Source organism: Acidobacteriota bacterium (genome assembly GCA_016713675.1).
Lineage (GTDB): Bacteria > Acidobacteriota > Blastocatellia > Pyrinomonadales > Pyrinomonadaceae > OLB17.
The window spans coordinates 2,500,315-2,527,005 of record JADJOS010000001.1 but is presented as its reverse complement, the minus strand read 5'-3'; the positions used below and the strand labels follow the sequence as shown (position 1 = coordinate 2,527,005).

General features: G+C 52.6%; 24 protein-coding genes and 1 pseudogene. 6 read left to right on the top strand and 19 right to left on the bottom strand.

The annotated features are described in order from the left end of the window. Nucleotides 1-26: 26 nt before the first annotated feature. Nucleotides 27-982 (top strand): annotated as a pseudogene (locus IPK01_11545) (SDR family oxidoreductase). Between the two features lie 7 nt (nt 983-989). On the opposite strand, the gene IPK01_11540 reads toward IPK01_11545, so the two are convergent. The 15 genes from IPK01_11540 to IPK01_11470 all read right to left on the bottom strand — a co-directional run bounded on the left by IPK01_11540 (nt 990) and on the right by IPK01_11470 (nt 18,701). Then, nucleotides 990-1,736 carry a hypothetical protein gene (locus IPK01_11540; protein ID MBK7934108.1) on the bottom strand — a complete coding sequence of 249 codons (747 nt, stop codon included), beginning with the start codon at nt 1,734-1,736 and terminating at the stop codon, nt 990-992. 65 nt (nt 1,737-1,801) lie between these two features. Further along, the gene (locus IPK01_11535; protein ID MBK7934107.1) at nt 1,802-3,085 is read right to left on the bottom strand and encodes a tetratricopeptide repeat protein; all 1,284 of its coding nucleotides are present in this window, start codon (nt 3,083-3,085) and stop codon (nt 1,802-1,804) included. A 183-nt stretch (nt 3,086-3,268) separates the two neighbouring features. After that, on the bottom strand, nt 3,269-6,280 hold the full coding sequence (locus tag IPK01_11530; GenBank protein MBK7934106.1) for a carboxypeptidase regulatory-like domain-containing protein: 3,012 nt from the start codon (nt 6,278-6,280) through the stop codon (nt 3,269-3,271). 81 nt (nt 6,281-6,361) lie between these two features. Further along, entirely contained in the window at nt 6,362-7,564 is a 1,203-nt protein-coding gene (locus IPK01_11525) for a hypothetical protein (GenBank protein ID MBK7934105.1), read from the bottom strand. A 137-nt stretch (nt 7,565-7,701) separates the two neighbouring features. After that, nucleotides 7,702-8,538, bottom strand: coding sequence for a hypothetical protein (locus tag IPK01_11520; protein MBK7934104.1), 837 nt, complete (start codon nt 8,536-8,538; stop codon nt 7,702-7,704). A gap of 144 nt (nt 8,539-8,682) precedes the next feature. Beyond that, the gene (locus IPK01_11515) at nt 8,683-9,255 is read right to left on the bottom strand and encodes a zf-HC2 domain-containing protein (protein MBK7934103.1); all 573 of its coding nucleotides are present in this window, start codon (nt 9,253-9,255) and stop codon (nt 8,683-8,685) included. A 6-nt stretch (nt 9,256-9,261) separates the two neighbouring features. Beyond that, nucleotides 9,262-9,867 carry a sigma-70 family RNA polymerase sigma factor gene (locus tag IPK01_11510; GenBank protein MBK7934102.1) on the bottom strand — a complete coding sequence of 202 codons (606 nt, stop codon included), beginning with the start codon at nt 9,865-9,867 and terminating at the stop codon, nt 9,262-9,264. Between the two features lie 60 nt (nt 9,868-9,927). After that, nucleotides 9,928-10,842 (bottom strand): hypothetical protein, encoded by a 915-nt coding sequence (locus IPK01_11505; protein MBK7934101.1) that lies wholly within the window; start codon nt 10,840-10,842, stop codon nt 9,928-9,930. Between the two features lie 7 nt (nt 10,843-10,849). Next, complete coding sequence (locus IPK01_11500; GenBank protein ID MBK7934100.1) at nt 10,850-11,260, bottom strand: type II secretion system protein; 411 nt, start codon at nt 11,258-11,260, stop codon at nt 10,850-10,852. Continuing rightward, nucleotides 11,235-11,879 carry a type II secretion system protein gene (locus IPK01_11495; protein MBK7934099.1) on the bottom strand — a complete coding sequence of 215 codons (645 nt, stop codon included), beginning with the start codon at nt 11,877-11,879 and terminating at the stop codon, nt 11,235-11,237. The genes IPK01_11500 and IPK01_11495 overlap by 26 nt, the downstream gene beginning before the upstream one ends. 4 nt (nt 11,880-11,883) lie before the next feature. Further along, the gene (locus IPK01_11490; protein ID MBK7934098.1) at nt 11,884-14,331 is read right to left on the bottom strand and encodes a hypothetical protein; all 2,448 of its coding nucleotides are present in this window, start codon (nt 14,329-14,331) and stop codon (nt 11,884-11,886) included. Nucleotides 14,332-14,517: 186 nt separating this feature from the next. Beyond that, complete coding sequence (locus IPK01_11485) at nt 14,518-15,003, bottom strand: hypothetical protein (GenBank protein MBK7934097.1); 486 nt, start codon at nt 15,001-15,003, stop codon at nt 14,518-14,520. 36 nt (nt 15,004-15,039) lie between these two features. Continuing rightward, nucleotides 15,040-15,408 (bottom strand): four helix bundle protein, encoded by a 369-nt coding sequence (locus IPK01_11480; protein MBK7934096.1) that lies wholly within the window; start codon nt 15,406-15,408, stop codon nt 15,040-15,042. Between the two features lie 61 nt (nt 15,409-15,469). Next, on the bottom strand, nt 15,470-18,292 hold the full coding sequence (locus tag IPK01_11475) for a hypothetical protein (GenBank protein ID MBK7934095.1): 2,823 nt from the start codon (nt 18,290-18,292) through the stop codon (nt 15,470-15,472). A gap of 208 nt (nt 18,293-18,500) precedes the next feature. Further along, entirely contained in the window at nt 18,501-18,701 is a 201-nt protein-coding gene (locus IPK01_11470) for a hypothetical protein (GenBank protein MBK7934094.1), read from the bottom strand. Between the two features lie 35 nt (nt 18,702-18,736). On the opposite strand from IPK01_11470, the gene IPK01_11465 reads away from it, so the two are divergent. After that, nucleotides 18,737-19,309: a hypothetical protein gene (locus tag IPK01_11465; GenBank protein MBK7934093.1), complete on the top strand. Its 573-nt coding sequence runs from the start codon at nt 18,737-18,739 to the stop codon at nt 19,307-19,309. Between the two features lie 220 nt (nt 19,310-19,529). On the opposite strand, the gene IPK01_11460 is transcribed toward IPK01_11465, so the two are convergent. Beyond that, on the bottom strand, nt 19,530-19,970 hold the full coding sequence (locus tag IPK01_11460; GenBank protein ID MBK7934092.1) for a hypothetical protein: 441 nt from the start codon (nt 19,968-19,970) through the stop codon (nt 19,530-19,532). 650 nt (nt 19,971-20,620) lie between these two features. On the opposite strand from IPK01_11460, the gene IPK01_11455 reads away from it, so the two are divergent. Continuing rightward, a complete protein-coding gene (locus IPK01_11455) occupies nt 20,621-20,791 on the top strand; it encodes a hypothetical protein (GenBank protein ID MBK7934091.1) in 171 nt (56 codons plus the stop codon). Nucleotides 20,792-21,433: 642 nt separating this feature from the next. Here the strand turns inward: IPK01_11455 and IPK01_11450 are convergent. The 3 genes from IPK01_11450 to IPK01_11440 all read right to left on the bottom strand — a co-directional run bounded on the left by IPK01_11450 (nt 21,434) and on the right by IPK01_11440 (nt 23,973). Further along, the gene (locus tag IPK01_11450; GenBank protein MBK7934090.1) at nt 21,434-22,108 is read right to left on the bottom strand and encodes a hypothetical protein; all 675 of its coding nucleotides are present in this window, start codon (nt 22,106-22,108) and stop codon (nt 21,434-21,436) included. Between the two features lie 87 nt (nt 22,109-22,195). Then, complete coding sequence (locus IPK01_11445; protein ID MBK7934089.1) at nt 22,196-23,269, bottom strand: VWA domain-containing protein; 1,074 nt, start codon at nt 23,267-23,269, stop codon at nt 22,196-22,198. Between the two features lie 194 nt (nt 23,270-23,463). Further along, entirely contained in the window at nt 23,464-23,973 is a 510-nt protein-coding gene (locus IPK01_11440) for a hypothetical protein (GenBank protein ID MBK7934088.1), read from the bottom strand. 226 nt (nt 23,974-24,199) lie between these two features. Between IPK01_11440 and IPK01_11435 the strand changes: the two genes are divergently transcribed. The 3 genes from IPK01_11435 to IPK01_11425 all read left to right on the top strand — a co-directional run bounded on the left by IPK01_11435 (nt 24,200) and on the right by IPK01_11425 (nt 26,389). Then, nucleotides 24,200-25,327: a DEAD/DEAH box helicase family protein gene (locus IPK01_11435; protein MBK7934087.1), complete on the top strand. Its 1,128-nt coding sequence runs from the start codon at nt 24,200-24,202 to the stop codon at nt 25,325-25,327. After that, the gene (locus tag IPK01_11430) at nt 25,327-25,935 is read left to right on the top strand and encodes a hypothetical protein (GenBank protein MBK7934086.1); all 609 of its coding nucleotides are present in this window, start codon (nt 25,327-25,329) and stop codon (nt 25,933-25,935) included. Before IPK01_11435 ends, IPK01_11430 begins: the two co-directional genes overlap by 1 nt. Before the next feature lie 67 nt (nt 25,936-26,002). After that, nucleotides 26,003-26,389 carry a hypothetical protein gene (locus IPK01_11425; protein ID MBK7934085.1) on the top strand — a complete coding sequence of 129 codons (387 nt, stop codon included), beginning with the start codon at nt 26,003-26,005 and terminating at the stop codon, nt 26,387-26,389. Nucleotides 26,390-26,691 lie beyond the last annotated feature (302 nt).

Here is a 26,691-nt window from a genome sequence, read left to right as displayed (position 1 = left end):
CTTTGGTCTCTTGTCTTAGTAAAGCGATGGCGATCACCACTAAAGTTCTCATCACCGGCGGTGCCGGATTTATTGGCTCTAACCTTGCTGATGAACTCATCCGGCAAGGTGCAAAAGTGTCCATCATCGACGACCTTTCTACCGGCAGTATCGATAACATAAATGAGATCAGTGGAGATCTTGAGTTCATTGAGGGCGACATCAACGATGACCAAGCTCTTTCCCGGGCTATGGAAGGTGCTGAGATCATCTTTCACCAGGCCGCACTGCCCAGCGTTCCCCGTTCCGTGGAAAATCCGGCTGAGACACATCGCGTTTGCGTGGACGGCACGTTCAAGGTCCTGTTAAAGGCGAAGGAAACCGGCGTTCGACGAATCATCTACGCCGCGTCGAGTTCGGCATACGGTGACCAGCCGACACTTCCTAAGGTGGAAACGATGAGGGCCGACCCGCTGTCGCCATATGCGGTTGCAAAATTGACCGGCGAACTTTACCTACGTTCCTTCAACAACGTCTACGGCTTGGAAACCTTCGCATTGCGATATTTCAACGTCTTTGGGCCGCGGCAGAATCCATCGTCAATGTATTCTGGCGTCATATCAAGATTCATCGATGCATTGTTGAAAGGCACGACGCCGTTGATCTACGGTGACGGCGAGCAATCGCGTGATTTCACTTACATCGCAAATGTCGTCGACGCCAACATCAAAGCGGCCCAAGCCGCGACCGGCATCGGCATGACGATGAATGTGGCGAATGGCGAACGTATCACTCTGAATCAGTTGTTAGAGGTGTTGAAAAGATCACAGGCAAGACGGAGGCAGCTGCCGAATATCTGGACGCCCGTCGGGGTGACGTCAAACATTCGCAAGCAGATAATTCGCTCGCCGTCGAACATCTCGGCTATCAGGAGCTCGTCGGACTCGAAGAAGGGCTAAGCCGAACGATCGACTGGTGGAAGAACAGCAGGTTCGCCCGCTAGCTTTTCCTTATTTGGGCATAGCGAAGACGCTGTCCTCTATCGTTGAATTCACTAGTATCACTTTCGACTTGAAGTCGGCATACGCCGTCAACTGTCCCAGGTCGAAACGCTGCGAATATCGCTCCGGCACAAGCACCCCATCCACCAACAGACATTTATCGACGACGACAGACGTGGTGATCAGACGGCCATTGTATTCATAGCTCGACTCATAACCTTTGATCTGGCTGGTCTTTTCGTTGATCAGGAAATCAGTGTAATAGCCTTCAGGCGTCGTTATACGAAATCCGTTTCGTCTCTTCTTTTCGTCAGCGAGAGGCGAGATCACATAGCCGGTTTCGCCGATCTTGGGCAGCAGCGGGAAGCCGAGACTCGTGATCGGCGGCAACGCAAATCCCTGCAGCGACGAAAAGGTCTGCTTGCCGTCAAAGATCTGCTTTAACGGCTGGAAAGGATTATTCAGTTCGTAGTTGTATTTTTCGCCGGCGATGACCGTCACAAATGTCGAAGCGATCGCCTGATTGAATGCGGTAGTCGTTATATCGACCGACCCTCGCATTACAAGGCTTTTCATCTGCTTCAATTTTTCGCCCCCATGAGCCGCAAGTGCGGCATTGGCAAGTTCTTTTGCCGCAGATTCGGCGGGATTTGATGCTTTAGGTGCGACAGCCGTAGTGCCGGAAGCCGCCGGCTGAGCGAATGATACGAGCGAAATGAGAAAGATCGACGAAACTAAACAGAAAATTTTCTTCATGGGTTGGTATACGGCTGAAAATCAAAATTGGTTTTACATTCCATTGGCTTAGATGCCAGTAGACCTCAAGGCTTTGGCTTAGCCGGCGGATCGATCATGTCGCTTAATTTTTGTGCCTGATCGGGATCCAATGGTTGGATCTTCGCCACTTGTTCCTTTGCTTTCTGCGTATAGCCTTGCGCGGCGACCAGTTTCTTCTGCGTTATCGCTTGATCACGCATGTCACGATAAAGCAGTCCTATTTCGTAATATCCGTCCACGGACTTCGGATCAAGCTTCACTGCCTGCTCACAGGGCGGCAATGCCTCCGTAAACCGTTTCAATCTACGCAGGTCCATACAAAGGTCGGTTTGATACTTGCTGTTGCCTGGATCCCGTTTTAAAGCCTCACGGGCATATTTTTCGGCTTCGATGTAGTTGCCTGAGCGGTTATATGCGATCCCGATCTCCGAATATGCCATTGCATTGTCCGGACGGAGCTTTAACGCTTCTTTATAGGCGTCGATCGCCTCGGCGAACCGGTTCTCATAATCCAGTGAATTCCCGAGATATACCCACGCGTCATAATCATTCGGTGCCGTTTTGACCGTGTCCCGAAATGCCGTGATCGCCGAAACATAGTCTTTGAGGCCGTAATACGATTGTCCGAGCTGGTACATCACGGTCGCGTCGTCCGGCTTTAGTCTTAACGATTCCCGATACTCAGGGATCGCTTCCTTGTATTGTTTTGTCGCGTAGAGCGAATCGCCATAGAGACTGTGCGAGTAAGAATAGTCCGCCTTAAGACGAATCGATTCCTTTGCCTCGGTAATTGCCTCACCGTATCGCTCCAGTTCATAGAGTGCCAGACCTAACCGATATCGATAGAAGTGATCGCTTGGCTTTAACTGAACAGCTCGCCGCATCGAGCGTTCGGACTCCGTGTAATTCTTACCGCCATGGTACACCAAACCAAGCTGCGAATGAGCAAGCGGATTATTCGGATCGATCCCGGCGGCCGTTTTCAGCGAGTTTACTGCATCGTTATATTTCGATGCCTTGTCCTGACATATCCCTTGGTACACCCACGAAACATACGATTCCGGCTTCAATCTGATCGCGGACGCGAAAGCACCCAACGCATCGCTGCAACGGTCGATCAAATAGTAACTAAGCCCGAGATTGTTGAAACCGGCAGGGTCCGTAGGAGCCAGTTTGGTATACTGGGTGAATCCGGCAGCAGCCATTTCATAGCGGCGAGCTTGAAAGTCCCCCATCGCGCGCTCGAAGACTTGCGCCGCCGACTGTCCATACGCCGATGCCGAAATTGCCAATAGGATCGTGAAAATTGATATCGTTCGCTTTAACATCACTCTACTCCTCAGAAACAAAGATAATTTTAAGCTGCGAACATTATACTCCCGTTTTGCCGTATAGAACGCATCGATCCGTAAAAGTTTTATACCTGCGATCGTCTGTCAGAATGAAAAAAGGAGAGGCCGGATCTCGCGACCCTGCCTCTCCGAAAGGAGACAATCTAGCAATTTGGAGGGCTAGAAACTAAATCGGGCCTGAAGTTCGATCCGGCGATTTGCCGTCGCTCCGCCGCCGCCGCCGCCGCCGAACCCGCCGAATCCTCCGGCGATATTTGTCGACTGGCCAAAACGGCCCGAACTAAGATTACCGACCGGTGTACCGAAGTTCACCGTATTGAACAGATTATTAAAATTAATGCTCAAGTTCAGATTGTAAGGCTTTCGGCTGTCGCCGCCGCCGCCGAACATTCCGCCCATACCGCCGCCGCCGCCGCGGCCGCCCATTCCGCCGCCCATGACCATTCCGGGCGAACCGCTTGGGCGGTTACCGCCGGTCTGTCCTGCTCCGGCCGTTGCTCCCGCGGTCTTGCCAAAGCCGATCGACTTCGAAACTCTGAGATTGACACTCACGTAAGCCGGCCCGACACCGAAGTTACGCGGAATTATCGCATTCGGATCCTGGCCCGCAACGTCACAGTACGACGAGGTCAGATTCAGTTCCGTGCAACGGCTCCCGAGTTCACCGAACGTTGGCCGTTCAGTAAACAGTGAGTCACCATTTAGGTCCACACCGCGCGTGATGTTGAACGGACGTCCCGAACTGGCCGTAATGAACGGATTAAGCGAGATCTGCCATGGAAGGGTCACGTTTCCGCCGATCACAAAATTGTGCCGAACGTCGAACGCCGAACGGCCGAATTCACCCGTAAGATCATAACTATAAGCAGGAAAACTTCCGGCTCCATCGGTGTCGCTATCGGCAAAACCTAGTCGATAATTTCCAAAAAGCGAAAATCGCGAACTGTAATTGTTCCTAAAATTCAGGATCAGCTGCGTTTGCTTGTTAACGCCTGTCGATTCGTATTCAAATACATTTCCCTGTGTCGGATCGGGACGCGGTGCGTTAAGACAATTGATCTGGGCCGGACAGACCGGAGCATTTACATTCCGGGCACGCAGCTGGTTGTTAGTTTGGGATTTAATGAAAAACGCACCGAATGTGGTCTTGAACGGCAGTTGTCTTTCAACACCAAGAGCGACCTGTATCGTGTACGGCACTCGTAGATCGGCCGAGATCGTCCTGATCGAATTAGACTGCGGCAACGCCGCAAGTATCTGTGCCGCCGTCGGAGAATTGGTCACACCAGCCAGTGTGAATACAGGCTGTGCGAGCAACGCGAGGGCTGCCGTACGACGGATCGGATCCGTTTCGTTCGCACTAACTATAAGATTCAACTGAGTCGTTCCGTCGAATCGGTCCGCCTGAAGCGTCAGGTTCTCACTAAACCGGTCATAAAAGAACCCGGCACCGCCACGGAACACCGTCTTAGGTGCCTTTGCTCCGCCTGCACCCGGCGACCAAGCAAATCCAAAACGCGGAGCAAAGTTTGTGTTGTCGCTAACATTCGTTTGATTTTCATACCGCAGGCCAAAGCTCAGCATCAACGCCGGCGAAATGCGCCAGTCATCAGTGATGAACAATCCGGCATCAAACCGCGACACTTTAGCAAGAGGGTCGCCCGTGGTCAATGAAAACTGGGTCGGATCATACCGCGTGCCGGCAGCGTTAAGAATGCTCGCTCGATACTGTTCAAGCGGCGAAACTACGCCGTCACCGTTCGTATCAAAGGCATCGACGCCAAAGAAACCGGGAAACACATATGTGCCGCCATAATTATTCTCCGAACGATCCGAGATCGAATTATTTCTGATCCTAAAGCCGAACTTAACGGAATGCTGAGAATTCTTGCCAAAAGCCGTTGTAGTAAAGTTACTTAACTCGAACCTGCTGCTCTTGTTATAGCTGGTACCGATCTGAGCTCCGCCGCCCGTAAATGCGGACGAGACATTGATCGTCGGTATCGAATTGTCACCCGTCTGCGAACGCTTATCGAATGAGTATTCAAACCTGGTCTCATTGATCGTTTTGGCATTGATTATTGCGGTCTCGGTCAACCGGAACTCGTGGCCAAAGCTTGTCGTGTTGTATGCCCGCGAAGGAAGCGAGGTGTCTCCTATACCCTGATTGTCATTGGAACCGGTATTAAAGTTGTATCTGGCAACCAGCGTGTTATTGTCGTTGATCGCAAAATCCACCCGGGGACCGATCGAAAAACGGCGGCTGGGAACGACAAATTCCTCTCGCAAATTTACAGGATTTAACGCAGCATCTAGAACCACAGCGTTAACAACAGCGTTGCCGTCGTTGTCGCGGTTCATGACATCCAAAAAGAAAGACGATCGTCCTTTCTGCAGCGGCCCGGAAATGTTGCCGCCGAATGAGCGCAGCTGGCTGGGTGCTCGGTTATTCGCAAACGGATTGCGTGAGTTCAAACTCTCGTCATTGAAATTTGCCGAGACCGAACCGCGGAACTTGTCCGAACCGGGCTTCGTCAATATCTCAATTCGGCCAAAACCCAGACGGTCAAACTCGGCTGAGAACGGATTCTGATTAATGCGGATCTCCCGGATCGATTCTTTCGGCGGTAATTGGCCGCCCGTAAATCCATCGATATATATCTGCCCGCCGTTTGGTCCCGCCGAGGGGCCGGCAAGCGCCTGAAGTGCCGATTCGAGTTCGTCCGGATCGTCAGGAAGTGCATCAAGGTCCTTGCCCTTGATGACGGTCGCGTCTGCGTTGTTATCCGCATCGTTAGAGACGGTCTCGTTTCCGCCGACGTCAACGCTCTCTTCAACTCCGGAAACGGTCAGGACGACAAAAATGTCGGTCTTCTCGCCCGCAACCACATCCACCTCTGCATTTTCGTAGAGAGCGAATTTTGGAGCGATAGCCTTGACCGTATATTTGCCGGCTTCCAACCCCGTGACGTTATACTCACCGCGAGCATTTGTCACGACCATCTTTTGTGTCCCGCTCTGAGACACGACCGTTACGGAAGCTCCAACGACGACCGCTCCAAGCGAATCGGTCACCGAGCCGCCAATGCTGCCCGTCGCCTGTCCAAATGCCGAGCTGACCGCAAACGCGGAAACCAGCCCGAACAGTAAAATAGATCTAATGAATTTCATGATAAATACCTTTTAATATATGATGCTGCGCAAATGCCGAGTGCAGTTAGCTCCTCGGCAATTTCTTAATAAATATGATCTTTAGGGGAATCCGATGCCGTCCAATCCTGGGATCGTAAATCCGCCCTGAACCGCCTGTCCGCCCTGGCCGCGTCCGCCGCCCGATGTTGCCTGTGCCAATCGTATGAACGGTTCGACACCGGCGAGCAGTTTGATCGCGTTCACACGCGACGTGTTTCCGTTCCTTGTGCTCGAGATCGCGATGATATCGCCGGCCTTTAGGTCTTCGGCTTTAATGTTCGGAAAACGTTCAAGCATGTCGTCGATACCGCCTTGCCCACCCATTCCTGGCCTTCCCTGTCCGGGAGCACCGCCTGCCGGCCGGACCTGGCCGCCCGTTGTCGGCGGTCCGCCTGCTGCCGGCTGTCCCTGCCCCGGTGGCCGCGGGCCTCCGCCGCCCATTGCTCCGCCAGCGAGGCGTTGGGCCAATTCAGCGGGAAATCTCTTCATCATCGACGCCGTTCCGATGGCGACCGTAACGTCCTTTTTGGTTTGAAGGTCTGTGATAATGACCTCATTTTTTTCAATATCGATCGACTTGACCGTGCCCGCAATTGTCTGGAAAGCTCCAGTAACCACCTGCTCTGCAGAAAAGCTGGTCCCGTCTGCACTTTTGTCGCCAAGAGCTCGGATCATGTCACCCTGTTTGACTTCCGCTAATGAGCTGTTCAATGCCTCTTCAAATTTGATCGAATCCGGTGCATATCTATGAAAGACCGCATCTGCATTGGGCGTCAGCACCATCGACGTGCTGCCCATTAGGCTCCTGATCTCGACCGTAAGCTGATTTGTCTGAGCATTCACAGCTGTAACACGGCCCGCGATGCCACGCGTTCGCCAGTTCTCGGCTTCCTTCGCCTGCTTTTGGGCAATGTCTGATTTTGACATCAAATAAACGGCCCGAGCCGGCAACGATTTGCCATCGGCACTCAATATTCCGGTAACCAATAGTTTGTCGCCGACACCGATGTCAGCTGCCGACGAAGCGATCGCGGTCTTAATGCTCGGATTTTCAGCAGTAACCTTTTTGAATTGCGTTGCGGCGGTCAGGACGGCCTTGACTTCCCCGGCTGCCGAACTTACGACGATTTCCGTCGAACTTATAGACACCACATCACCTGTTACCACTGACGGTTTGACCGCTTCGGCAGTCTGGCCAAAGACGAGGGCAAACATACCCGAAAATATGAATAAAAGAACTGTAATAATAAGATTCTGTATCATTTTGTTATAAGACCCTCGAAACGATCTACGCTCGAATAATGCTGATTGTTGCACCCTTCAAGTATCTATGACGTTAATTCTATCAGTAAGGTTCGAGCTGATTTGTAAAGAAGTGTAAAAATCTGCAAGCAATTGACTTACGCAATTTGGCGGAGTCGCGGTGAGCGGGCTGTCAGGATCAACCCGATCCCGAATGCGAAGACCGAAAAGAGAGCGATGATCCAAATATACGGCAGCGAAAGCAGCAGCGTCCAGATCAGGACGCCGGCAAGTATCGCGAGTGTTTCGGACCGGTTGTTCTCTGGAAAGAAGTGTTTCTGGAGCATCTTTCCGGCACTGACCTGTAAGGCAACGCGGCCGAAAACATACCCGAGCAGCAGCAGGAGCATTCCCATTGCCCCGACCGTCGCACTTAGGAATGTAGGTAATGTTATGGCACCTGTTACGATCAAAATGGAAGCGAGCATAAATGCGCCGGCTCCGATACCGCAAACTTTGAGCGAAGAAAGCTGGATCCGTGCAACCGCCCGGCTAACGGCACCTGGAGCGACGGTCGTCATTGCAAGCGAAATAACGAACCACAGGAGTGCCACGACGATGCGTTGGGCAACAAAGCCCCACGACCAGCTCGGAGAGAATATCTGCGAAGGGTTTTGAGCCAGGTCTTTGATCTCATCCTCAAGAACGCCGAACATCACAGTCTCTTTTCCGGGCTCACGCAGCGGCGTTTGACTCTTCGGTTTGTAACTTCCGCCGAAAACGATCACGTCGCCGCCGATATAGCCGCCTTCTTCCTGGATCACGTTGCCGCCGATGGTCGCAACATCGCCTTCAACACGGCCTTCGACCGTCACGTCGCCGCCGATCGCGAGAACGCCCTTGGCCTGCTTTTTGACGATCACCGCTTTCCCAAATACGTAAACTTCCTGTTCAGGTGCGTTCTGAACGATCACGGTCGTGTCGTCATCGGACATCGATATTTCAGGGTTCGCAAACGAGACGAAACAGAATGCAACAATGCATGCAGCAGCAGCAAAGACGCGTATCAACGTCGGAATATAAGCCGTCGTAGAAGTTGTTGAAGGTAATAAATATCGCACAGTGGCAGGAATTAAGATCTAGATTCTACGCAGCCTGAAGACCATTTTTGAGATCAAAACAGCCGCGGCCGCAAAGAGCCCGAGACCGGCGGCAATACCCACCAGCCCGATCTGAAGAGGTGCAGCTATCGTTCTCAAGACAACGACGACGCCAACAAAGAACGAATATACGATGCGGCCCACGAAGCCAACGACCGCCGCTGTCTGATCGATCGAAGCGGCAAAACCCGAAAATTGATCACCGGCTTCGGCTCCCAAGGCAAACAGAACGAAGAGCAATAACGCTGCAATAATAAAAACGGCATTGAACCGTTCACGCTGCCCCCTCAGGCCGACAACGCTACTTTCGGCATTTGCCACGATCTGCCGAGTAAAATCCTTAGGCAGTTCCAACTCGCTTTCATTGCTCAATCGGCTGTTCAACTGGATGAGGAAGTGTTTCTGATGATTCAACTCGGCCGAGCAGATGCCGCACGAAGCAAAATGAGATTCGAGGCTGAGTTCACGCTGCGCGTCGAGCTCGCCGTCAAGATATGCGGCGATCTCAAATGACGGACAAGCGTCCAATTCAATGTCGAATTCGTTGATCATCTCGAATTATATTCCGTCAAAACCTCTCTCGATAAAGAGCTCGCGCATCATTTCGCGAGCGCGGAATAAACGGTTCTTGACCGTTCCAAGGGGCAGATTTGTTACCTCAGCGATCTCGTCGTAGCTCAGATCCCGCGAGTGTCGCAGGATGATCAGGTCGCGATAGGCCGCCGGCAAACAGCGCACGACCGCGTCGATCTCGGATCGCCACTCATTGCGTTCATGGTCCTGTTCGGGCGACGGGCCGCGGCTCTCTATTTGGAGCTGAAATGTTCCGTCCGCATTTTCGGCTTCGATACTTTGAGCGGTGACCGAATTACGCCGCATATGATCGATCGCCGCATTGTGTGCTATGCGATAAAGCCATGTCGAAAATTTATATTCGTCGCTGTATTTTGAGAGTGAATTGTAAACCTTAATGAAGACTTCTTGTGTAACGTCGAGCGAGGCTTCGTAATCGCCGAGCATGCGAAAGACATAGCCGGTGATCGGCCGCTGATAACGGTGAACGAGCTCCTCAAAGCTCTCCGAGCGGCCCGTCATCGCACTTACGATGAGTTCGCCGTCGGTCAGCGTCTTAAAGCCATTTATTGCTATTGATTGGGCAAGCATATCTTTCGAGAATACTACGGTATTCTCCGAGATAATGTTTCAAACTGCAAGTCGGCTTTTTTAGCCCATCGCCGCGAGAGCAGCCGGAGCGGCGATCTCGTCAAAATTGAAGCTATTGTCCGGAAGATAGAGGCCGACATCGTCGGGCCGAAGAATCTGTGCCGTGCGTCCGAGAGCCTCGGCAGCAATATCCTTGATCTTTGCGGGAACGAGGTCACGGCCGATCACCAGCAGTCGCTCAAGCGTACCGCCGTTATCGCGGCCAAACCGGTCGTTGTAAAACATCAGAAGCCGATAGATCTCGTCGTCGATCTCATTTTGTTCGCAGGTAACGCTTCGCACGACCGAAGGTTCAGAACCGCGAAGCAGCAATGCCGTAAATCCGTCATTCTGTCCGCTGATCAGCATCGAATCGCCCACGGCCTTGCTGTTCAAGAGCCAGTTCGCTTCGCTTACAGCACGCGGCAGGATCAGCCCTGCTTTCCAACCGAAAGCCTCGAACACACTCTCGTATTCATCGATCACCGACAACTTGATGGCGGTCGCGAAATATCGGGCTTTGCCTTCGCGATCGGGCGAGATCGCCTGTTTGGACATCCGCAGTTCGGACGCAGGTGCACCAAAACTTTGCTCGGCTTTCCAATCGAGAATTTCCTCGGCTTCGGCTTTTGCCGCCGGCTGAGCTTCGAGCGTAAGGATCGCAGTTCGTGCCGTGCTGCTCGGCAAGGCGACGGACCATCGCTTTTGGCTCAGCAGTCCGGCATTGGTCACCGCTTCTTCAAGACATGCAGCAAACTCTTCGCGGCTTGCAATGTTCTGATCCAAAAAGCTCGGCGACACAAGTCCAGCCGGCATGCCGACCGTCGCGGCCTGCTTGATCCCAAAAATGCCGCGGCCCTGTTTCTGCAAAGCGATAGCAGTAATACCGTCGCGTTCGATGCCGATCGCGGCATTTGGATAATTTGGTTCGAACATTTGATTCTCAGTATTTGCTAAATTCGTTGCCCTCGCTGTCGGCTCCGTCAGCCATGCTTTTGACGTCGATCAGGCCGGATTCGGCATCAGGCGAATTGGTATCTTCACCCTGAACCTCATTCCACTCGGCCTTTTCCAGTATCGGGTCCATCGGCTTTTCACGCAGGTATTTGTCGGTGACGAGGTCGTCCAGCGATTTTGGTAATTTGCCTTTGTCGGCAGAATATTGATCGATGGCACGGCGCATCTGCCAGAGATTCTCCTTCAGAACGACCTCACGGGCATGCTGCACACTGCGCTGATAGGTCGGCACCGCCACCGAGAGCAGTATGACCAGGATCAGCATCGCGATCATCAGTTCGAGCAGCGAAAAACCGCGTTGAGCGGCTGATCTACCATGTACTATACTTCTCACCATTCAATCCTTCTTCTTCCGAGCTTGAACGAATATCAAAGACATTTATCTCGTCCCAATTTTCCGAGTCCTTATCCTGATATGACGATCGTATCTTCCAGTCAGATTCGCCCGTCATCGGATCGATCGGCAATTCGCGCAAATATTTCTTGATCAGTTCTTTTGTCTCGTTGATCTCGGTTGCTTGGCGAGTGCCGTCGGTGATGCCGCTGCCGCCGCGAAGATTTGCACCGCGAGCCTTTACCTTTACACCGTCGACCAGGGTGTCGAGTGTCGGCGGATATCGATCCAGATTGTCCGTCTCAAAGATCTTGCAGTCATCGATGACCACGCGCGAACGCGGATCGGCAGGAATGTTCTGACCGGCACCCTGAGTCGGATTGCCTGATGTCACTGCTCCCTGAGGGCATGCACCGAGCGTATCGCGTTTGAACTCATCAATAGCAGATCGAACGTCACGAAGGGTTTCTCTCAGCCGCATCTCCTTTTGACGCGTTACCGCATTTTGGGCGACGGGGATCGACCCCATAACAAGTATCGTAAGCACGGTCAGAGTCGCGACCAGTTCGAGCAAACTGTAACCCGCCGAATCGGCAAATCGATCTGTTCGAAAAACCTTCACCCTCTTACAAACCAAACTTGACGGTAAAATTCTTGCCGTCGACCGTTAGAAAATTGAGCACGTCCCGATCGAAGCTGATCGCGGGAATCCCGTCCGCCAATGCCTCGATCTCAACATACGCAAGCACGCCGTTCGCGGTACCCGCCCGGTCATCCGCCGCGATCAGCGAAACAAACGTCTTGCCGTTCTGATTAAGGAACGGTGTGATCGCCTTATTTGCGGAATTTACACCGTAAACATCGCCGATAGTGACCGAACGGACTGCCAGCTTTTTGGCATCGTATTTAAGCCCCAGGACAGCCGAGCTGAACGTTGAATTACCATTGACCATAACCGCGATCCTTGTCCGCTGGCCGGCTTTTAATTCGGTATCGCCGACACCGAGTTTTAATTCCGTAGATGGGCCGCTGGCTTCCATCTCGACGTCAGTCTTTCCGTTTTCGCCGACGACATCAGAGGTCTCCTTCAACTGAAGCGTCTTAACGCTCGAATCGATCGGTTTGAATTTCTGTTCACTATCTGCCGAGACCTTGGTCAGGACCGCATCACTTTTCGATGTCGCTGCGGAGGTGTCGTCCCGGACGTAGGACGGAGCCTCGACCTCACGATCAGGAAGCTGTACGTCAACCGTCGTCCGCACTCTGCGTGCTGCCGCAAGCAGATCTTGCTGTTCGTCCTCGATCACCATTGCCTCAAGCGAATTTTGCGTCGGTACGGCCAGACTTCCGGTCGGCCTTTCGATCTCGTCCTCCGGCAAAATGGCCGGAGCACGGATCACGCGAGGCGTGACTGCAATGACTATATCGACCTGCCGGTTGTCCCTCGTTGGAGCCGTAAAGAGGCGCCCGAGGATCGGAATTAGGCCAAGGATCGGAATTCCCGAACGGCCATTCGTCTCGACGCCCTGAGCGACGCTTGCAAGAAGCAGCGTCTTGTTGTTCTGAACACGTGCGGTGCCTTTGATCGTTCGCTCCGTAAATGTCGGTGTCAGTGTCGAGGCACCGGCGACATCTTTCGATTCGATCTCCATTGCAACCTGCACGTCCTGATTCGGGAAAACCAGCGGCTTGAATTTTAATGTCAGACCGACCTGTTCGTAGTTAATGACGTTCGAAACGAAACCCGGATTGGTTCCGGTATTGCCCCCTGTGTTGTTGCCGTTGTAGATCTGAGCACTCTGAACCGGCACGCGTTGCCCGATGCGGGCCGACGAATCTTCATTATTGAACGCGTGTATCTGTGTCGAGGCGATCAGCTTGGTATTTGATTTCGCCTGAAAAGCTTGAAACGAGCTGATCGGCAACGCGAACGCAACACTGGCGAGATCCAGGAGTTTGAACGGCAAGCCCGAAGTGATGTTTTGCGCACCGCCGGCCTGAAGACTGCCAAATCCCGCTCCGCCCATATTGGTCAACGTCGTCGCCGACCCGACCTGATTGCCGAATTGAAGCAGATCGTTCTTGTTTACCTCATAGATCGCTACGTCCATCACGACCTCGGCACGGTCTTTGTCGAGCGATTTGATCAATTGACCGATCAGGCGAATGTTCTCTTCAGTATCGCGGATCGTCACGCTGTTGGTCGCGTCGTCGGTCAACACGATCGTCTGACTGCGGCCGGGTTGAGCCGGGATCGCTGTCTGTACGACCTTGGCAATGTCTTTCGGAGACGCGTTCGCAAGGTAAAATGTACGCAGGACAAGCTGTTGAAATTTCGTCCGCTGCTGCTGGCCGGCGACCATGATAGTGTGCGGGCCGACTCGCTGGAAGAATAGGCCTTCTTGCAAAAAGATGTAATCGAGTGCGCGTGCCGCCGTTACGCCCTTGAGTTCGATATTCGTCTTTCGCCCGGCAGTACGAAACGATTCGGTATCAAAAAGTACGTTCAGATCGAGGTCGCGGGCCAATTCCTTGATGATCGCCTGAAGGTCAACACCTGACGGGAACGTTATGTCCCTCAATTTTTCGAGCCGCTGCGGCATCTGTGCGGCCGGATTGGCCTGCGGGCCATACGACGCGGGCACGAAGTTTTTGTCGTCCTTTTTGCCGCCCGGGAGTGTTCCGTTTTCCGCTTCCTGCAGCCTCACCATTCGTGCCATTTCGGACTTAGCAAAATCATTGGTCGGGTCGTATGCGTATGCCTTCCGGAATGCAACATAACCACCCTGATAGTCTTTTTCCTGAGCGGCAAGCGTTCCCTTTTTGATGTACATTTGCGACGCCATGAAGAGCGAACGCATCAAATGGAGCCTATATTCGGGGTTTCGCGAATTGTCAGCAACCGCAAGCGCAAATTCCTCAGCGGCCTTGTCCCATTCCTCGGCCGATTCGTGCTTCATTCCCTGCTTAAAATGCTTTTTGCCGTCTCCGAAAGCCAGGACTGCCGTCGGCGAAAACATCGCTGCCATCAGCAGCAAACTAAGAAATGCGCGAATATTGAACGGTCTTTTCATAACTATTTAAAAGTTTAATTGACGCCTACGAAAGCTTGGCCAAATCGGCGGATCAACCATAAACACGACCCCTGATCGTATTTGTTGCAATTATTTTGTCGAACGGCTGCCAAAAACTGTACTCCGCTAATTTTCGGTTTTAATCGGGAAAAATGCAATAGGAAATTCGATTTCATTAACAGATCGTCACTTCTCCAAACGCTCTTTCGCCTTGTCGATAAAGACTTTGATCATCTCTGTGATCCGCTTGGTCATCTCATGGCTGATCAGGTTTTCGCCTGCCAAACCGGCGAGATAATGCAGGTCTCGGGCATTCTTTCGCCGCAGCTCGACCATCTGCGAAAAATGCACTACCGTCAGATCCTTCGTTTTTTCGAGAAAATCAGCCGAATAGCGCAGTAAGTTCCCCGTATCTACCCCCACCGGCGACCATTCGATTCGATCTTCTGAGTTCTCGACAAGTTCGACCGCAAATTTCTGCAGCATCTTGCCGACCAGCGGTATCTCGGCCTGTATCTTCCAATGAGCGACCCCATGCGCATCCATATGGATCTGCGATATCCCCGGCATCAGCTCAGCGAAATTCGTCACATCCGCAAAAAACTCACGGACCCTGTCAACGCTGGACCGAACCTCGATCTTGTTGTTGTAACCTGCTTTTACGGTAAACATATTCTTTGTCTTGGAAGTCGAGTCAGTCCGGGAAGTCTAGGAAGGCATTCGTAAATGAGAACTCAGTCCAAAGACCATCTTACCGACCTCATCCAGTTTTTCAAATAGATCATCAAATTGCGACTGTGAAATATGACCGACATCCAACGCCAGATAAAGATGCGATTTGGTTTCAGCGACGGAACCTAATGAGATGTTCAGAAAATGAGCAAAGTCCTTATCGGTTCGCCGACCTTGCCCCTCGGCAATATTCGCCATAATGGAAATGCTTGACCGCCGTATCTGGCTGCGTAGATCATAATCTCTGCCAAATTCGCCCGAACCGCATATTAAGTAGACATCCCGGGCGATCACACGAGACTTCTGCCATGCCAATATGTCCTCAAACCGCTTAAAAGTCGCCATTCGCCAATACCTTCCCAGACTTCCTAGACTTCCCTCACTTTCTAGACTTCCCGGACTTTCTTCAAAACACTCCGTTGAACAAGATCGCGTTAAAAAACGGCCTTGTATTCGCCCTGGTCATACCCCGGAAGAAAGGATCTTCGGCAAACAGGACAACGTGTCCGCTGCCCATCGATTCGTCGATTACGTAAGCCGTGCCCTTGAGCAGACGTTCGGTGTTGCCTTCCCACACGAAACCTGAGATGGTCAACGGCTTTTTAGGGTTGGCGTCGAAAACAAGGGCATTGGTGCCTTCTTTCGAATACCTGAAAAAATAACCGCTCGCCATCAGCACCGGCATCTCATCCCTGTCGACTCCGTAGGTCAAATAGGTCGTGCGGTCGACTTTCGCTCGCATGATCGCTCCCGGCAGGGCCTCGGGTACATTGTTGGCATTGGCCGAGGGCGACGCGATCGCGGGCAAACTCGGGGCGATGCCCTCAGTGCGGTCTGATGCAATTTCAGGGGGAGCAGCGTCCGCCGGTTTTGCACCGGGCGACGGCGAGGGTTTTGGTTCCGCCTTATCTTCGGTGATCTTGCCCTTTTGTTCATCTTCGTCGCTTCCGACCATTTTTGCCGAAGTCAACCCGACATCCTTTAGTGCCGCAAAAACCGACGCGCCGCTAATCGTGACGATCGTGCCGCCGCCGGAGGCGAATTCCTTGAGTACTGACACGCCGCCGCTGCCGAACGAGCTCATATATCTACCGGCCGAGCCCTCGGGGATTATCAGAACGTTATAGCCCTTCAGTGCACCGCCGCGGATCGAGCCGATCGTCATCGGTGTAAATTTGATGCCGTGTTTATCGAACGTCCACCAGATCGAACCGTATGATTCCTGAGTAACGCCTTCGTCGGCCGCGATCGCGATCTTCGGCTCGCGAAGCGAGATCACAGCCTCGCCGCCGACGCTCGTGTCGCCTTCGTCCGAAAATCCCGAGTTCACTGCCGTGACGTTGACGCCCATTTCACGCGAGTATTTTGCGATCGCGTCGTGGATCGTGTCCGGATTTCGCGAAACGCGAACCACAAATGTGCCCTGCTTCCAGTTCCGTCCGCCGGCGTTCAACTGCCGCGTCGCGACCGCGACCCTGTATCCGTTCTGCGTAAGGCGCATCACCATCGCGCTCGTCGAATCGGTCTCGTACGGAATGATGTACGAGATCGAGGCTCGCCCGTTCACACTACCGCGTTTTGCCGTTTCGAGGTACGCCGCATCGACCATCGTTCCGGCGACATTTGTCGATTCCTCGGTCCACCACGCCTCGACACCGAACGACAGCGGCAGCGACCACGCCGTGATATCGTAAAAGCCGTAGTCTTCCTTCGGCTGCCCCTTGCCGCGCATCTGATTGCGTCGAAAACGCGCCATGTTCTCATCGATGAAGGCCTTGTCCTGCGGCGTGTTCTGTTCGAGGATCGATTTTATAAATATCCGCTGCGGTTGATCGAGATCGACGATGTAAGAACCGGCAGGAAAGGTCTTTGATGCGGCGATCGAGTCCTTTTCCATGTAGGAATGGGCCGTCGGTGACGTGAAAGATGCCGACGCGACCTTGACCTCGATATTTGAAAGCCTCATTACCTCGACCATTTCGGCAGCTTTTACGCGATCGCTGGTCGGGTCGATGACGACACGCTTCATCTTCGAACGGGCATTGTCGGCCATACCTTTAGCACGAAAATCGTAAAAATCTTTGAGCCGCTCGACCTTGTGCCTGGCGTTGGTCTCAAGCGTCGTCATCGAGGCGACGTAGTGCTTTGCGATCGACGAACGAAACGTCACGATCGTACCATCCTCACGTGTCCAATTCAGTCCCTTCGGGCCGCCGCCGTCGGTCTCGTATGTCATTCCCGTAGCACCGTTCAGCGACGGATACATGTCCCAATATCCCGGATAGAATGCGTCAAATATGTCACGGACATAGTAATCCCATTTATTCGCGTCAAACGCCGCCGCGTTCGCACGGCCGTATCTCTCCTCCCATTTGGATGTTACCGGCTGCGGCAGATTGGGATTGGCCGGCAGGCTGGTCGGCGGAAAGAAATACTGCGATGGCTGGCCGTGATGGTCGACCGCGAGCTGCGGGTTCCACTCCATATATGCTTTTTGCATATTGCGCGATTCTTTTTGCGTAAACGCGAGCGTGTCGCGATTGAGGTTGAATCGATAGTGATTCACCCGGCCCCAGATCGACCACGGTTCGCGATGCTCGATGGCATTGCGGTCAGGCGAACCGATCGCGACCGAGTTGTACCACGTCGCAAAACGCTCGTGCCCGTCAGGGTTCTCGCCGGTCACGACCAGAACGACCGTATTCTTGAGAATATCGAGCGTTGCCGGCTCGTTCGACGCCGCGAGCTGATATATCACCTGCATGAACGCCTCGAAGGACGACGATTCGTTGCCGTGAATCGTATATGCCATCCACGCGATCGACGGATTATTCTGCGCTATTGCGTTCGCCTCAGACGCTGAGGTCGTCCGCGGATCCGCGAGCTTTGCGTTCGCCGCCTTGATCTCGTCGAGCCTCGCCATATTCTCAGGCGACGAGATCGCGACAATGTGCTGCATTCGATGTTCGTTGGTCGTGCCGATGTCAAAGATCTTGACACGGTCCGGAGCCGCCGCCGCGATGGCGTTTATCACCTGCTCCATCTGTGCATAGGTCGTATGATGGTCGCCCACATCAAACCGCAGCAAACTCTGCGGCCTCGGCACATTAGCACGATATTCGCCGCGAGCATAAAAATCGAACTTCGGCTCAGTCTGACCAAAGACCGCTGAGCCGAACACACTAAGCACTAAGCAAAATACTGCAAGATGCGTTTGTCTGGTTTTCATCGTAAACAAAATAAGGAATCTGCTAAAATTGGACGCGGAATAGTACGTGTCGAGTATAACAAATGATTCAACGCGTCAGAACCGAAGTTCCCCTCCTTACGCGGTTGTGGACCTACCACAACACTGGCAAGATCTATTTGCCAGAACGAGGGGTGGCAGCCGCTTCGGCTGACGGGGTGGTTCTCTCGCCCACAGTCCCGCGTCGTCTTCATGCAGATTTTGCCTTTTGCCTTAACATTTTATGCCAGACCGATCGCCAACCCTCTGCCCCAAATGCAATTCCCGCGATTTCAAACCGTGGGGCGATCTCGACCACGACGAACAGATCGCCGCGGAGGCTCGCCCAACCAAATTCACGCCCGCCCAAAGAAAAAAGCACCGCATCTGCACGCGGTGCTGGTTTGAACAAGCTGAATCTAAAACCGATCTGGTCTAGGAAGAGAAATCCGTCAAGCTATCGTACTGGACCTTTTTGCGAGTATAGCCGCCGGTGCTGTTTGGGTTCTCCGTCCTTCTTTTCAAGATCGTCTCGGTCGCCACCTCGTCCTCAGCAAGATCACCGGCGCCGTCATCATCGCTCTCGGCGACCAGAATACCGGCATCATGGGCAACGATCAGGGCCTCGTGGACGAGATCATCGCTTGCGGCAAAGAGACCGGCGAAGGATTCTGGCAGCTTCCGCTCAGTGCTGAATACAGCAAGCAGATCAAATCTGACATTGCCGATATCAAAAACATCGGCCCTCGCGGCAAAGCCGGCACCATCATGGGCGCCGTCTTTATCCAGGAGTTCATCGACAAAGCCAAATGGGCCCACCTCGACATCGCTGGCACAGCCTGGCTCGACAGCAACAAACCCCACACATCCAAAGGCCCAACCGGCGTCGCAATTAGAACGCTAATAAGCCTCGTCGAAAGTCGCAGTAAGATCGAAACGCTAACGCAATTCGGATCACCGAATTCAAAACATACGACCAAAAAGGCTTTGCCATCACGGACAAACCTTTTCATTTGCTAATCGTCAGAATCGCATGTCTGACACTAACCTTCTATACCTTCTCCGCCGCTCCTCTTAGGCACAATTATTTCAACTTTTAGATTCTTAATTCCAGGCTTCGCAGTAATTAATTCTGTTTCAGCGAGGGCCGATGAGTTGCCCAAATCAGAGATGAATGTAATCTTCCAATCTCCTTCGGTAGATCCATTCGATCGTGCCGGTGCTCACGTCGATGCTCGACTCAAAATCCAAAGTTGAAATTCCGCGCGATGTACACGTCACCCTTACGATCTCGAAGCGTATAGTAAATGGATCGCCAATCTTTGCTGGTTTTCATTAGTGCGTTGCCATCGGCGTCAATGATCGTTATCTCGACAACCTGCAATCGCACCTTCACTAGTATATTTCCAAGGTCAATAGGTCTGTCTGCTTTAAGACTTACGGTCGTAACTGCTAGATTGGGCAGGGTGCGGCAGAACTTCTCAGTGGGTGGCAAGTCAATCAAAGTGATAGCATCTGGCGAAACGGAACCCACAACGAAAAGTCGGCGATTTCGTTCGGTGCGGTTACTAATATTTATTACTGAAAAACCACCATTTGAGTCGGTGAAAGTACCGGCTTGATAAGTGAATGTATCGATTTCCTCATCTGAGTGGGACTCCAAAGAGACCATTGCGTTCACAACTGGTTTCCCAATTTGTCAACGATTCGACCCTTGACAACCGACGTGTAAGATTGGGCTAAACAACCAATACTCATTGCCCAGAAAACTGAAACAAGGAAAACCCACTTATATAAAATTCTCATTTTCTTGACTCTAATCGACAACCTTATCAATCTCGGTTTTACATACTTCAGAATCTTGTCCGTATTCTTTTTGGACTTACCGCTATATTGGTTTCCTCCATCGTCGGGAATCAGAGCTTCGCCTTTTTGTCCAAAACCATATGGGCAAGTTCGTGTAAAATAGAACACGTACCTTATTCGTATCCGGTAAATAACCACTAAACCCGGGGAAGCCATTTCCGAAGCGTACTTTATTGAACGGGTCGAAAAACGCCACCGTATCTCGGTGCTGGTTCGCAAACTGAATCTAAAACCGATATTGCCTAACAGGAGGGAGCAATCGGAGTCAGGCCTGCTTTCGTGCTTTGTTCCCAGTATACTCTTCATCGACCTTTTTATATGATGCTTGAAATTGGTCATCGGTAACAACGCGTATAACGTTCGGTGCCAGATTGGCTGTTGCTTTTCTTCAGAAAGTTGACCGATGCCTCACGCGTACATGCCCCGGATCCGTTGTTGACCGCAAAGCTGCCCTTCATAGCCGTTATGATACGCCAATTCTCTCAGGCTCGAAAGAAATTTTTGTATGGTGCACAAAAAGCGTTGGGCTTGCCGGACGCTAATGGGCGGTTGGTTTCATTGGGTGAGATCGGATCCGTCAGATTCATCGCATCCGTCGGAGTTATCAACTGGTTCGTAAACACTAGTCTGGACTAAATTTTCCGTATTGCCGTTCGCTTTAGCGAACGGTGCCGGAATCATAAAATAGATTCCGGGCTTTAGCCCAACCACGCGGCTGGGCTAACGTCCGAAAAACGATGTCTGCTACGAATCCGTTGGCTAAAGCCAACCGCAATACTACCGCACAAACGCATTCGACACGATTCTTTTCTCTAACAATGTTCAGATCAGGAACCCTCATTTTTTGGTCAAAAATATTGGGGTTCCCGATCCTTCAGGGTTCCGGTATACCTTTATGAGGTTCGGGCGGGCTTTAATGGGGTTCAGGTGCCCTAAAACGGGTTCCGACGCCTTCGTTTTTGTTGATAAAATTGTGGTACGTACCACAATTCACCCAAACAGCTAAAATACACGTTTGGTCTTCCCCAAAACAAAAATGAAATGGTACCGGCGGCAAATGCGTGTCTCCAAGACCAAGAGACAAGCCTACGTCGACACTCCCAAACCGCCCGGACAATTTTACGAATACGCGTCCGTGCCGTCGCCGCTACGAACACCTCGCACTTCTCGAACTCCGCGGTTGTTTACGGTACTCCTTAAGATATGCGAGTAAGAAAAAGGCAGCCCGGGGAAATTTTTCCCGGACTGCCCTTTTTTGAACCGAAATCACGATCTCGCCTAAGGCGTCATCTGCACGCCGAAATCAAAGAATTTCGAACCGACGCCGGCTCCGCTGTTTGCATTACCGCTGTTGAGCAGCATAAAGCCGTATTCGCCTTTCTTTAAGGGTGCAGTCGCGGTTATTCTGAATGTTCCGTTGCCGAGATCCTCGGACTTGAGGCCAACGACATATTCGTCTGAGAGGCCGCCTTTGCCGCCCCACGAATTGCTCTTGGCGATGGTCACCTCGCGGTTGTCGCTGCGTTGGTTAAAACGCACAAGCGTAAATTCGTTCGGCGTCGAAGGTATTCCGCTCGAAGTGTTCATACCGCCGCTCGACGTGTCGAGGTAAAAATAGAACACCGGATCGGTCGAATTGATCTGCAGTGCCGCCGTTACGGACGCCGCTCCTGAAGTTGTGGTGCCGCCGGTCGATTTGCTGCTCTTTGTTTCGAGCATTGCTCCGACCACGTCATCGCCGACACCGGCCTGCTTCAGCTTGATCAGTGCGTCAGTGGACATGTCAAAGTTCGTCTTTGTCGTTCTGATCTTGCCGATAATGATCGAACCCGCCAGTCCCGCTCTGGTCAGCGAGATCACTTCGTCGTTCGTCATTTCCTCTTGAGCAAAGACCGTCGCGGCACTAAAACAGAGCAACAGACTGAAAATCAGGGTTGAGACTACTTTCTTCATACTTACTTCTCCTTAAAATTTCTTTTTAGAAGCCCGCACGCTAGTAGGGGCAATTCGTTCAAATCAATTATCACGCCCCTGTCAAAACTACAGCTTTTTCTTCGCCGTCGAATAATTATCACGGGCACGAATATCAAGATCCGGACGATAAACACGCACTCTGATCGAGTACCGCTTGCCCGGCGTTTTTTCACTGCTAGGATAATACCCCAAACTGTAAATTTTGCGAAGTTCGTCAGCGATACGGGCAAATGCAGAATTGAGATTCGTTGTCGAACTGACGCGTTGCATGCGTCCGCCTGAGTGCGATGCAAGATCTTCTAAGAATTCCCTTGCCTTGCTGTAGTCCTCTTCCTTTTCGCCCTTTACCAGCGGAGCTTCAACAATATACGGCCGGTCGTCGTCGTCATAGAGCACCTGTGCGTCCTTTCGACGCGACTCTCGAACGTCGTCGAACGTATCGTATTGGAGTGGATAAACGAGCGTGTCCATTTCGTCGATCTCACGCAGAATGTCCGCCGGCTTCGCGGTCTTGCTGGTCGTATCGACCCCGTCGCTGAGCAGGACGATCGCCTTACGGCCGGCGATCGACTTGAATCGCTCATTGATCACTTTATCAACCGCCGTATAAACGCTTGTTCCCGAGCCGATCTTTGCTCCCTCGATCGCATATCGCAACGCCTTTCGATTATCGGTCGCTTCGCAGAGAATGCGGACCTTTTCGTCGAAAGACACGATCATCACTTTGTCATTCTTACGCAGCTGAGCGATGAACAGCATCGCCGCCGCCTGTATCTCGTTGAGCTTAAACACACTCGAATAGCTCATATCGAGCATCAGTGCGACCGTAAAAGGCTCGTCCTGGCTCGAAAAATATGCGATCTCCTGCTCGACGCCGTTCTCAAATATCTTGAATTCGCCGGGTTTGATGTCCGGAACAGGCCGCCCACCTCGCGTCATTACACGAACAGGTATCGTCACGAGATCGGTATCGACATGAATTACGTCGTCATCCGATTTCTTTTGTTCTTTTGTTAATTCGACGACCGGATCGTTCGCCTCATTTCGCGAAACACTCTCAGAATAGTTCTTATGAAACCCCGACTGTGCCAGGACAGTTGAGCATAAGATCAGACTTAGAATTGAAACAATTGCACGCATCGGTAATGCGATTATACAGAAAATCGGTGGGTCTAAAACATATTTTTCTGTCAACATATCGATCCCGGCGGGATCGAAAGTTTATGGCAACAAGGTCACGCACAAAAGGCACGACCCCGGCCGGGGTCGAATGTTTCTGAATACCATGGTGTTATAAAGATCTGACGCCTCTGGCGTCACGGAAACGATAAACTCTAATTCGACGTCTTGATCGCCGTTACTTTCCAGCGAATATTCGCCCGGTCGTCCTTGTGGCTGAAACCGTCAAGTGTGAGCGTGATCGGAATTGTCTCGCCGGGCGGCAGAGCAGGCTGCTGAACCGGCACGACGAGAATTCGGCGTTCGCGGAGAACGTTGTTATTAACATCGACGACCCCGACGTTCACCTCGAGGGCGGTGATGTTTTTCGTGCCTTTGTTCTTGATGTTGCCGTTTATATACATCGAGATCGTGCCCATGCCGGTCGGCGATTCCACTGTCCGGTCATCGGTCGCAATGATGATGTCTCTGCTGATCGCCGCAAACTCGGGCGAGCCTTCGCGAAGCGATCCTTCGAGGATCTGAGCCGTCTGCTGCTCCATTGGCGGCTTCAACGACAGAAAATATATCGCAACGCCTATCAACGCCACGCCGATCAGCACACCCAAGATCAACACCGGATTGAACCCGCGTTTTGTTCCCTCGTATTTGAATTCCCCGTCCATAATTTGATTTTACCGCAAAGACCCCGAGAATCCAGCAAACAAATTTAACCGCAGATAGATTAGGATGAATATAGATATGACTACCAGTAACCAAGCCAAATAAGATCCTCTTTTCTTATCCGTTTTTATCTGTATCGATCCGTGGCCAATTCTCTTACTTCTTAGACACCGCCTTTCGGCAAAAGGTGACACGATAGGTTATCATTTTGTCCACAGACGCGGAAAAATGTCCGATCCCGGTACCGAAATCCAAACGCTTCCCCGCTACGTCGAGGCCGCCCTGCCGGTGCCTTTGCGGCGTGTTTTCACTTACCGCGTGCCGGAAGAATTGCGCGAAAAGCTAAAGCTCGGAGCCCGCCTGATGCTTCCCTTTGGCCGCCGAAACGTGACCGGCTATGCCGTCGGTCTGCACACGGATCTTCCCGCCGATGTCGAGATCGACGAATCAAAGATCAAAGACATAATCGACGTCACCGACGAAGAACCGCTCATCACACCCGAGATCCTAAAACTCACCCAATGGACCGCCGACTACTACGCCAGTTTCTGGGGCGAAATGCTCAAGGCAAGCCTGCCCGCCGGCATCAACAGCGAAAAAGTAAGGCCTAAGAGACGCAAGGCGGTTAGGCTAAATTCAACGAAAGCTCCTCCTTACCAAGGAGGGGTGACGCTTCGTCGGACGGGGTGGTTCTTCTCCCGCCAAAGACCGCTCACGAATGACCAAAACACCATAATCACTCTCCTCGCGGCCAACAACAACGAAATGCTCTTCACCGACGTCCTCGAACAAGCCAACGTCGGTGCCTCGCCGCTCAATACCTTAGCAAAACGCGGGATCGTCGAGATCTATATCCAAGATGTCGATCGCGATCCGCTGAAGGACGCCAAGCTGCCCGAACGCGACGATTTCACGCTTACTGCCGAACAGCAGACTGCGCTCGACGCGATCACGACGGCGATCGGCGACCACGACAAATTCAAGGCGTTCCTCCTACACGGCGTTACCGGCAGCGGCAAGACCGAGGTGTATATCCGAGCGATGCGGCATGCTCTCGATAACGGCCGAAGCGCAATGATGCTGGTGCCCGAGATCGCTCTGACGCCTGTGTTCTCGCGAAGATTGCGTGCCGTTTTCGGCTCGGAGGTCGCGATCCTCCATTCAAACCTCAGCACGGGCGAACGCTACGACGAATGGCGTCGCATCCGCCGCGGCGACGCCCGCATCGCGATAGGCACGCGCGCGCGGTCTTTGCACCGCTGGAGAACATCGGCCTCGTCATCGTTGACGAAGAACACGACCCGTCGTACCGCCAGCACGAATCGCCGTTTTACAACGCCCGCGATGTTGCAGTAATGCGAGCCAATCTCGCCGGAGCGGTCGTCGTTCTCGGCTCGGCAACGCCTGCGATGGAATCGTTCTATAACGCCCAGACCGGCAAATACACATATCTTCGCCTGCCCGACCGCATCGGCGGACGCGGCCTGGCGACGGCGGAGTTGATCGATATGCGTGACGTTTTCAAACGCTTTGGCAAGGACGTTGCGTTGTCGCCAGAATTGCTCGAAGCAATTACCGAAACGCACACACGCGGTGAACAGGTCATCATCCTGCTCAACCGACGCGGATTTTCGCAGTTCGTGCTGTGCCGCACCTGCGGCGAAACGCTCACATGCCCGAACTGCGACATCACGCTCACCTTTCACCGCGGTGATGACAAACTGCTCTGTCATTACTGCAATCACCGCGAACGCTCGCCCAAGAGTTTGCCCGCATTGCCAGAGCGAATATCTCTATTTCGTCGGCGAAGGCACCGAGAACATGCCGATCAGCTCACGAAAAAGTTCCCGAACATGCGGATCGCACGCGTCGACCGCGACACGATGGCGCACAAAGGCGAGATCGAAGACGTCCTGCTCAAATTTGCCGCAGGCCATCTGACATGCTCGTCGGCACCCAAATGATCGCCAAAGGCCATGATTTTCCGAACGTCACCTCGTCGGCGTCATTTCGGTTGATATCGGTTTAGGTTTGCCCGATCTTCGCAGTGCTGAACGAACATTCCAGCTCATCACCCAGGTCGCTGGCCGTGCCGGCCGCGGCAAACAGGCCGGAAAGGTCCTCATCCAGACCTATTACCCCGAACACTACGCCCTCAGACACGCTAAACAACAAGACTATGAAGGTTTTTATGCCGAAGAGATAAAATTTCGCCAGCGTCTAGGCTACCCGCCGTTCTACGTCCTCGCGTCGATCCTCATCAAACACCGCGACCACGCCTACGCCTCAAAACAGGCCAATACCTTACGCCGGTCATTGGACCATGCCGCCAAGAGTATCGACTCTCCTGGTCTCCGTGTCTCCAAGTCTCCAAGTCTCCGAATATTAGGCCCCGCCCCCGCATCGCTCTCGCGCTAAAGAACGAATTCCGCCTCCAGATCATCCTCAAAGGCTCGACCCGCCGAACCTTGCGGAAACCCTAAACATCGCCCTCCTCGACGCCGAACACCAAGGCTGCGACCTCCGCACAATCAACGTCGAGATCGACCCGGTTAATCTAATGTAGTTTGCACAAGCCCCACCTTAAGACAGGCGAAACCTGCGAAACAGATCTTAGTGACTATTGATCAAGAAGAGAATCGGGTGGTTCGAAGACGAGATTGTGAGCGTGGTCATAGCTGATTGACTCTCCGAAATTAGAGTTCCAGAATGCATCTTCT

Coding starts and splice junctions, on each gene's coding strand:
- IPK01_11540 (MBK7934108.1), bottom strand. CDS start 1,736: ATGAAGAAAATTTTCTGTTTAGTTTCGTCGATCTTTCTCATTTCGCTC.
- IPK01_11535 (MBK7934107.1), bottom strand. CDS start 3,085: ATGTTAAAGCGAACGATATCAATTTTCACGATCCTATTGGCAATTTCG.
- IPK01_11530 (MBK7934106.1), bottom strand. CDS start 6,280: ATGAAATTCATTAGATCTATTTTACTGTTCGGGCTGGTTTCCGCGTTT.
- IPK01_11525 (MBK7934105.1), bottom strand. CDS start 7,564: ATGATACAGAATCTTATTATTACAGTTCTTTTATTCATATTTTCGGGT.
- IPK01_11520 (MBK7934104.1), bottom strand. CDS start 8,538: ATGTCCGATGACGACACGACCGTGATCGTTCAGAACGCACCTGAACAG.
- IPK01_11515 (MBK7934103.1), bottom strand. CDS start 9,255: ATGATCAACGAATTCGACATTGAATTGGACGCTTGTCCGTCATTTGAG.
- IPK01_11510 (MBK7934102.1), bottom strand. CDS start 9,867: ATGCTTGCCCAATCAATAGCAATAAATGGCTTTAAGACGCTGACCGAC.
- IPK01_11505 (MBK7934101.1), bottom strand. CDS start 10,842: ATGTTCGAACCAAATTATCCAAATGCCGCGATCGGCATCGAACGCGAC.
- IPK01_11500 (MBK7934100.1), bottom strand. CDS start 11,260: ATGGTGAGAAGTATAGTACATGGTAGATCAGCCGCTCAACGCGGTTTT.
- IPK01_11490 (MBK7934098.1), bottom strand. CDS start 14,331: ATGAAAAGACCGTTCAATATTCGCGCATTTCTTAGTTTGCTGCTGATG.
- IPK01_11485 (MBK7934097.1), bottom strand. CDS start 15,003: ATGTTTACCGTAAAAGCAGGTTACAACAACAAGATCGAGGTTCGGTCC.
- IPK01_11480 (MBK7934096.1), bottom strand. CDS start 15,408: ATGGCGACTTTTAAGCGGTTTGAGGACATATTGGCATGGCAGAAGTCT.
- IPK01_11475 (MBK7934095.1), bottom strand. CDS start 18,292: ATGAAAACCAGACAAACGCATCTTGCAGTATTTTGCTTAGTGCTTAGT.
- IPK01_11455 (MBK7934091.1), top strand. CDS start 20,621: ATGATACGCCAATTCTCTCAGGCTCGAAAGAAATTTTTGTATGGTGCA.
- IPK01_11450 (MBK7934090.1), bottom strand. CDS start 22,108: ATGAAGAAAGTAGTCTCAACCCTGATTTTCAGTCTGTTGCTCTGTTTT.
- IPK01_11445 (MBK7934089.1), bottom strand. CDS start 23,269: ATGCGTGCAATTGTTTCAATTCTAAGTCTGATCTTATGCTCAACTGTC.
- IPK01_11440 (MBK7934088.1), bottom strand. CDS start 23,973: ATGGACGGGGAATTCAAATACGAGGGAACAAAACGCGGGTTCAATCCG.
- IPK01_11435 (MBK7934087.1), top strand. CDS start 24,200: ATGTCCGATCCCGGTACCGAAATCCAAACGCTTCCCCGCTACGTCGAG.
- IPK01_11430 (MBK7934086.1), top strand. CDS start 25,327: ATGCGAGCCAATCTCGCCGGAGCGGTCGTCGTTCTCGGCTCGGCAACG.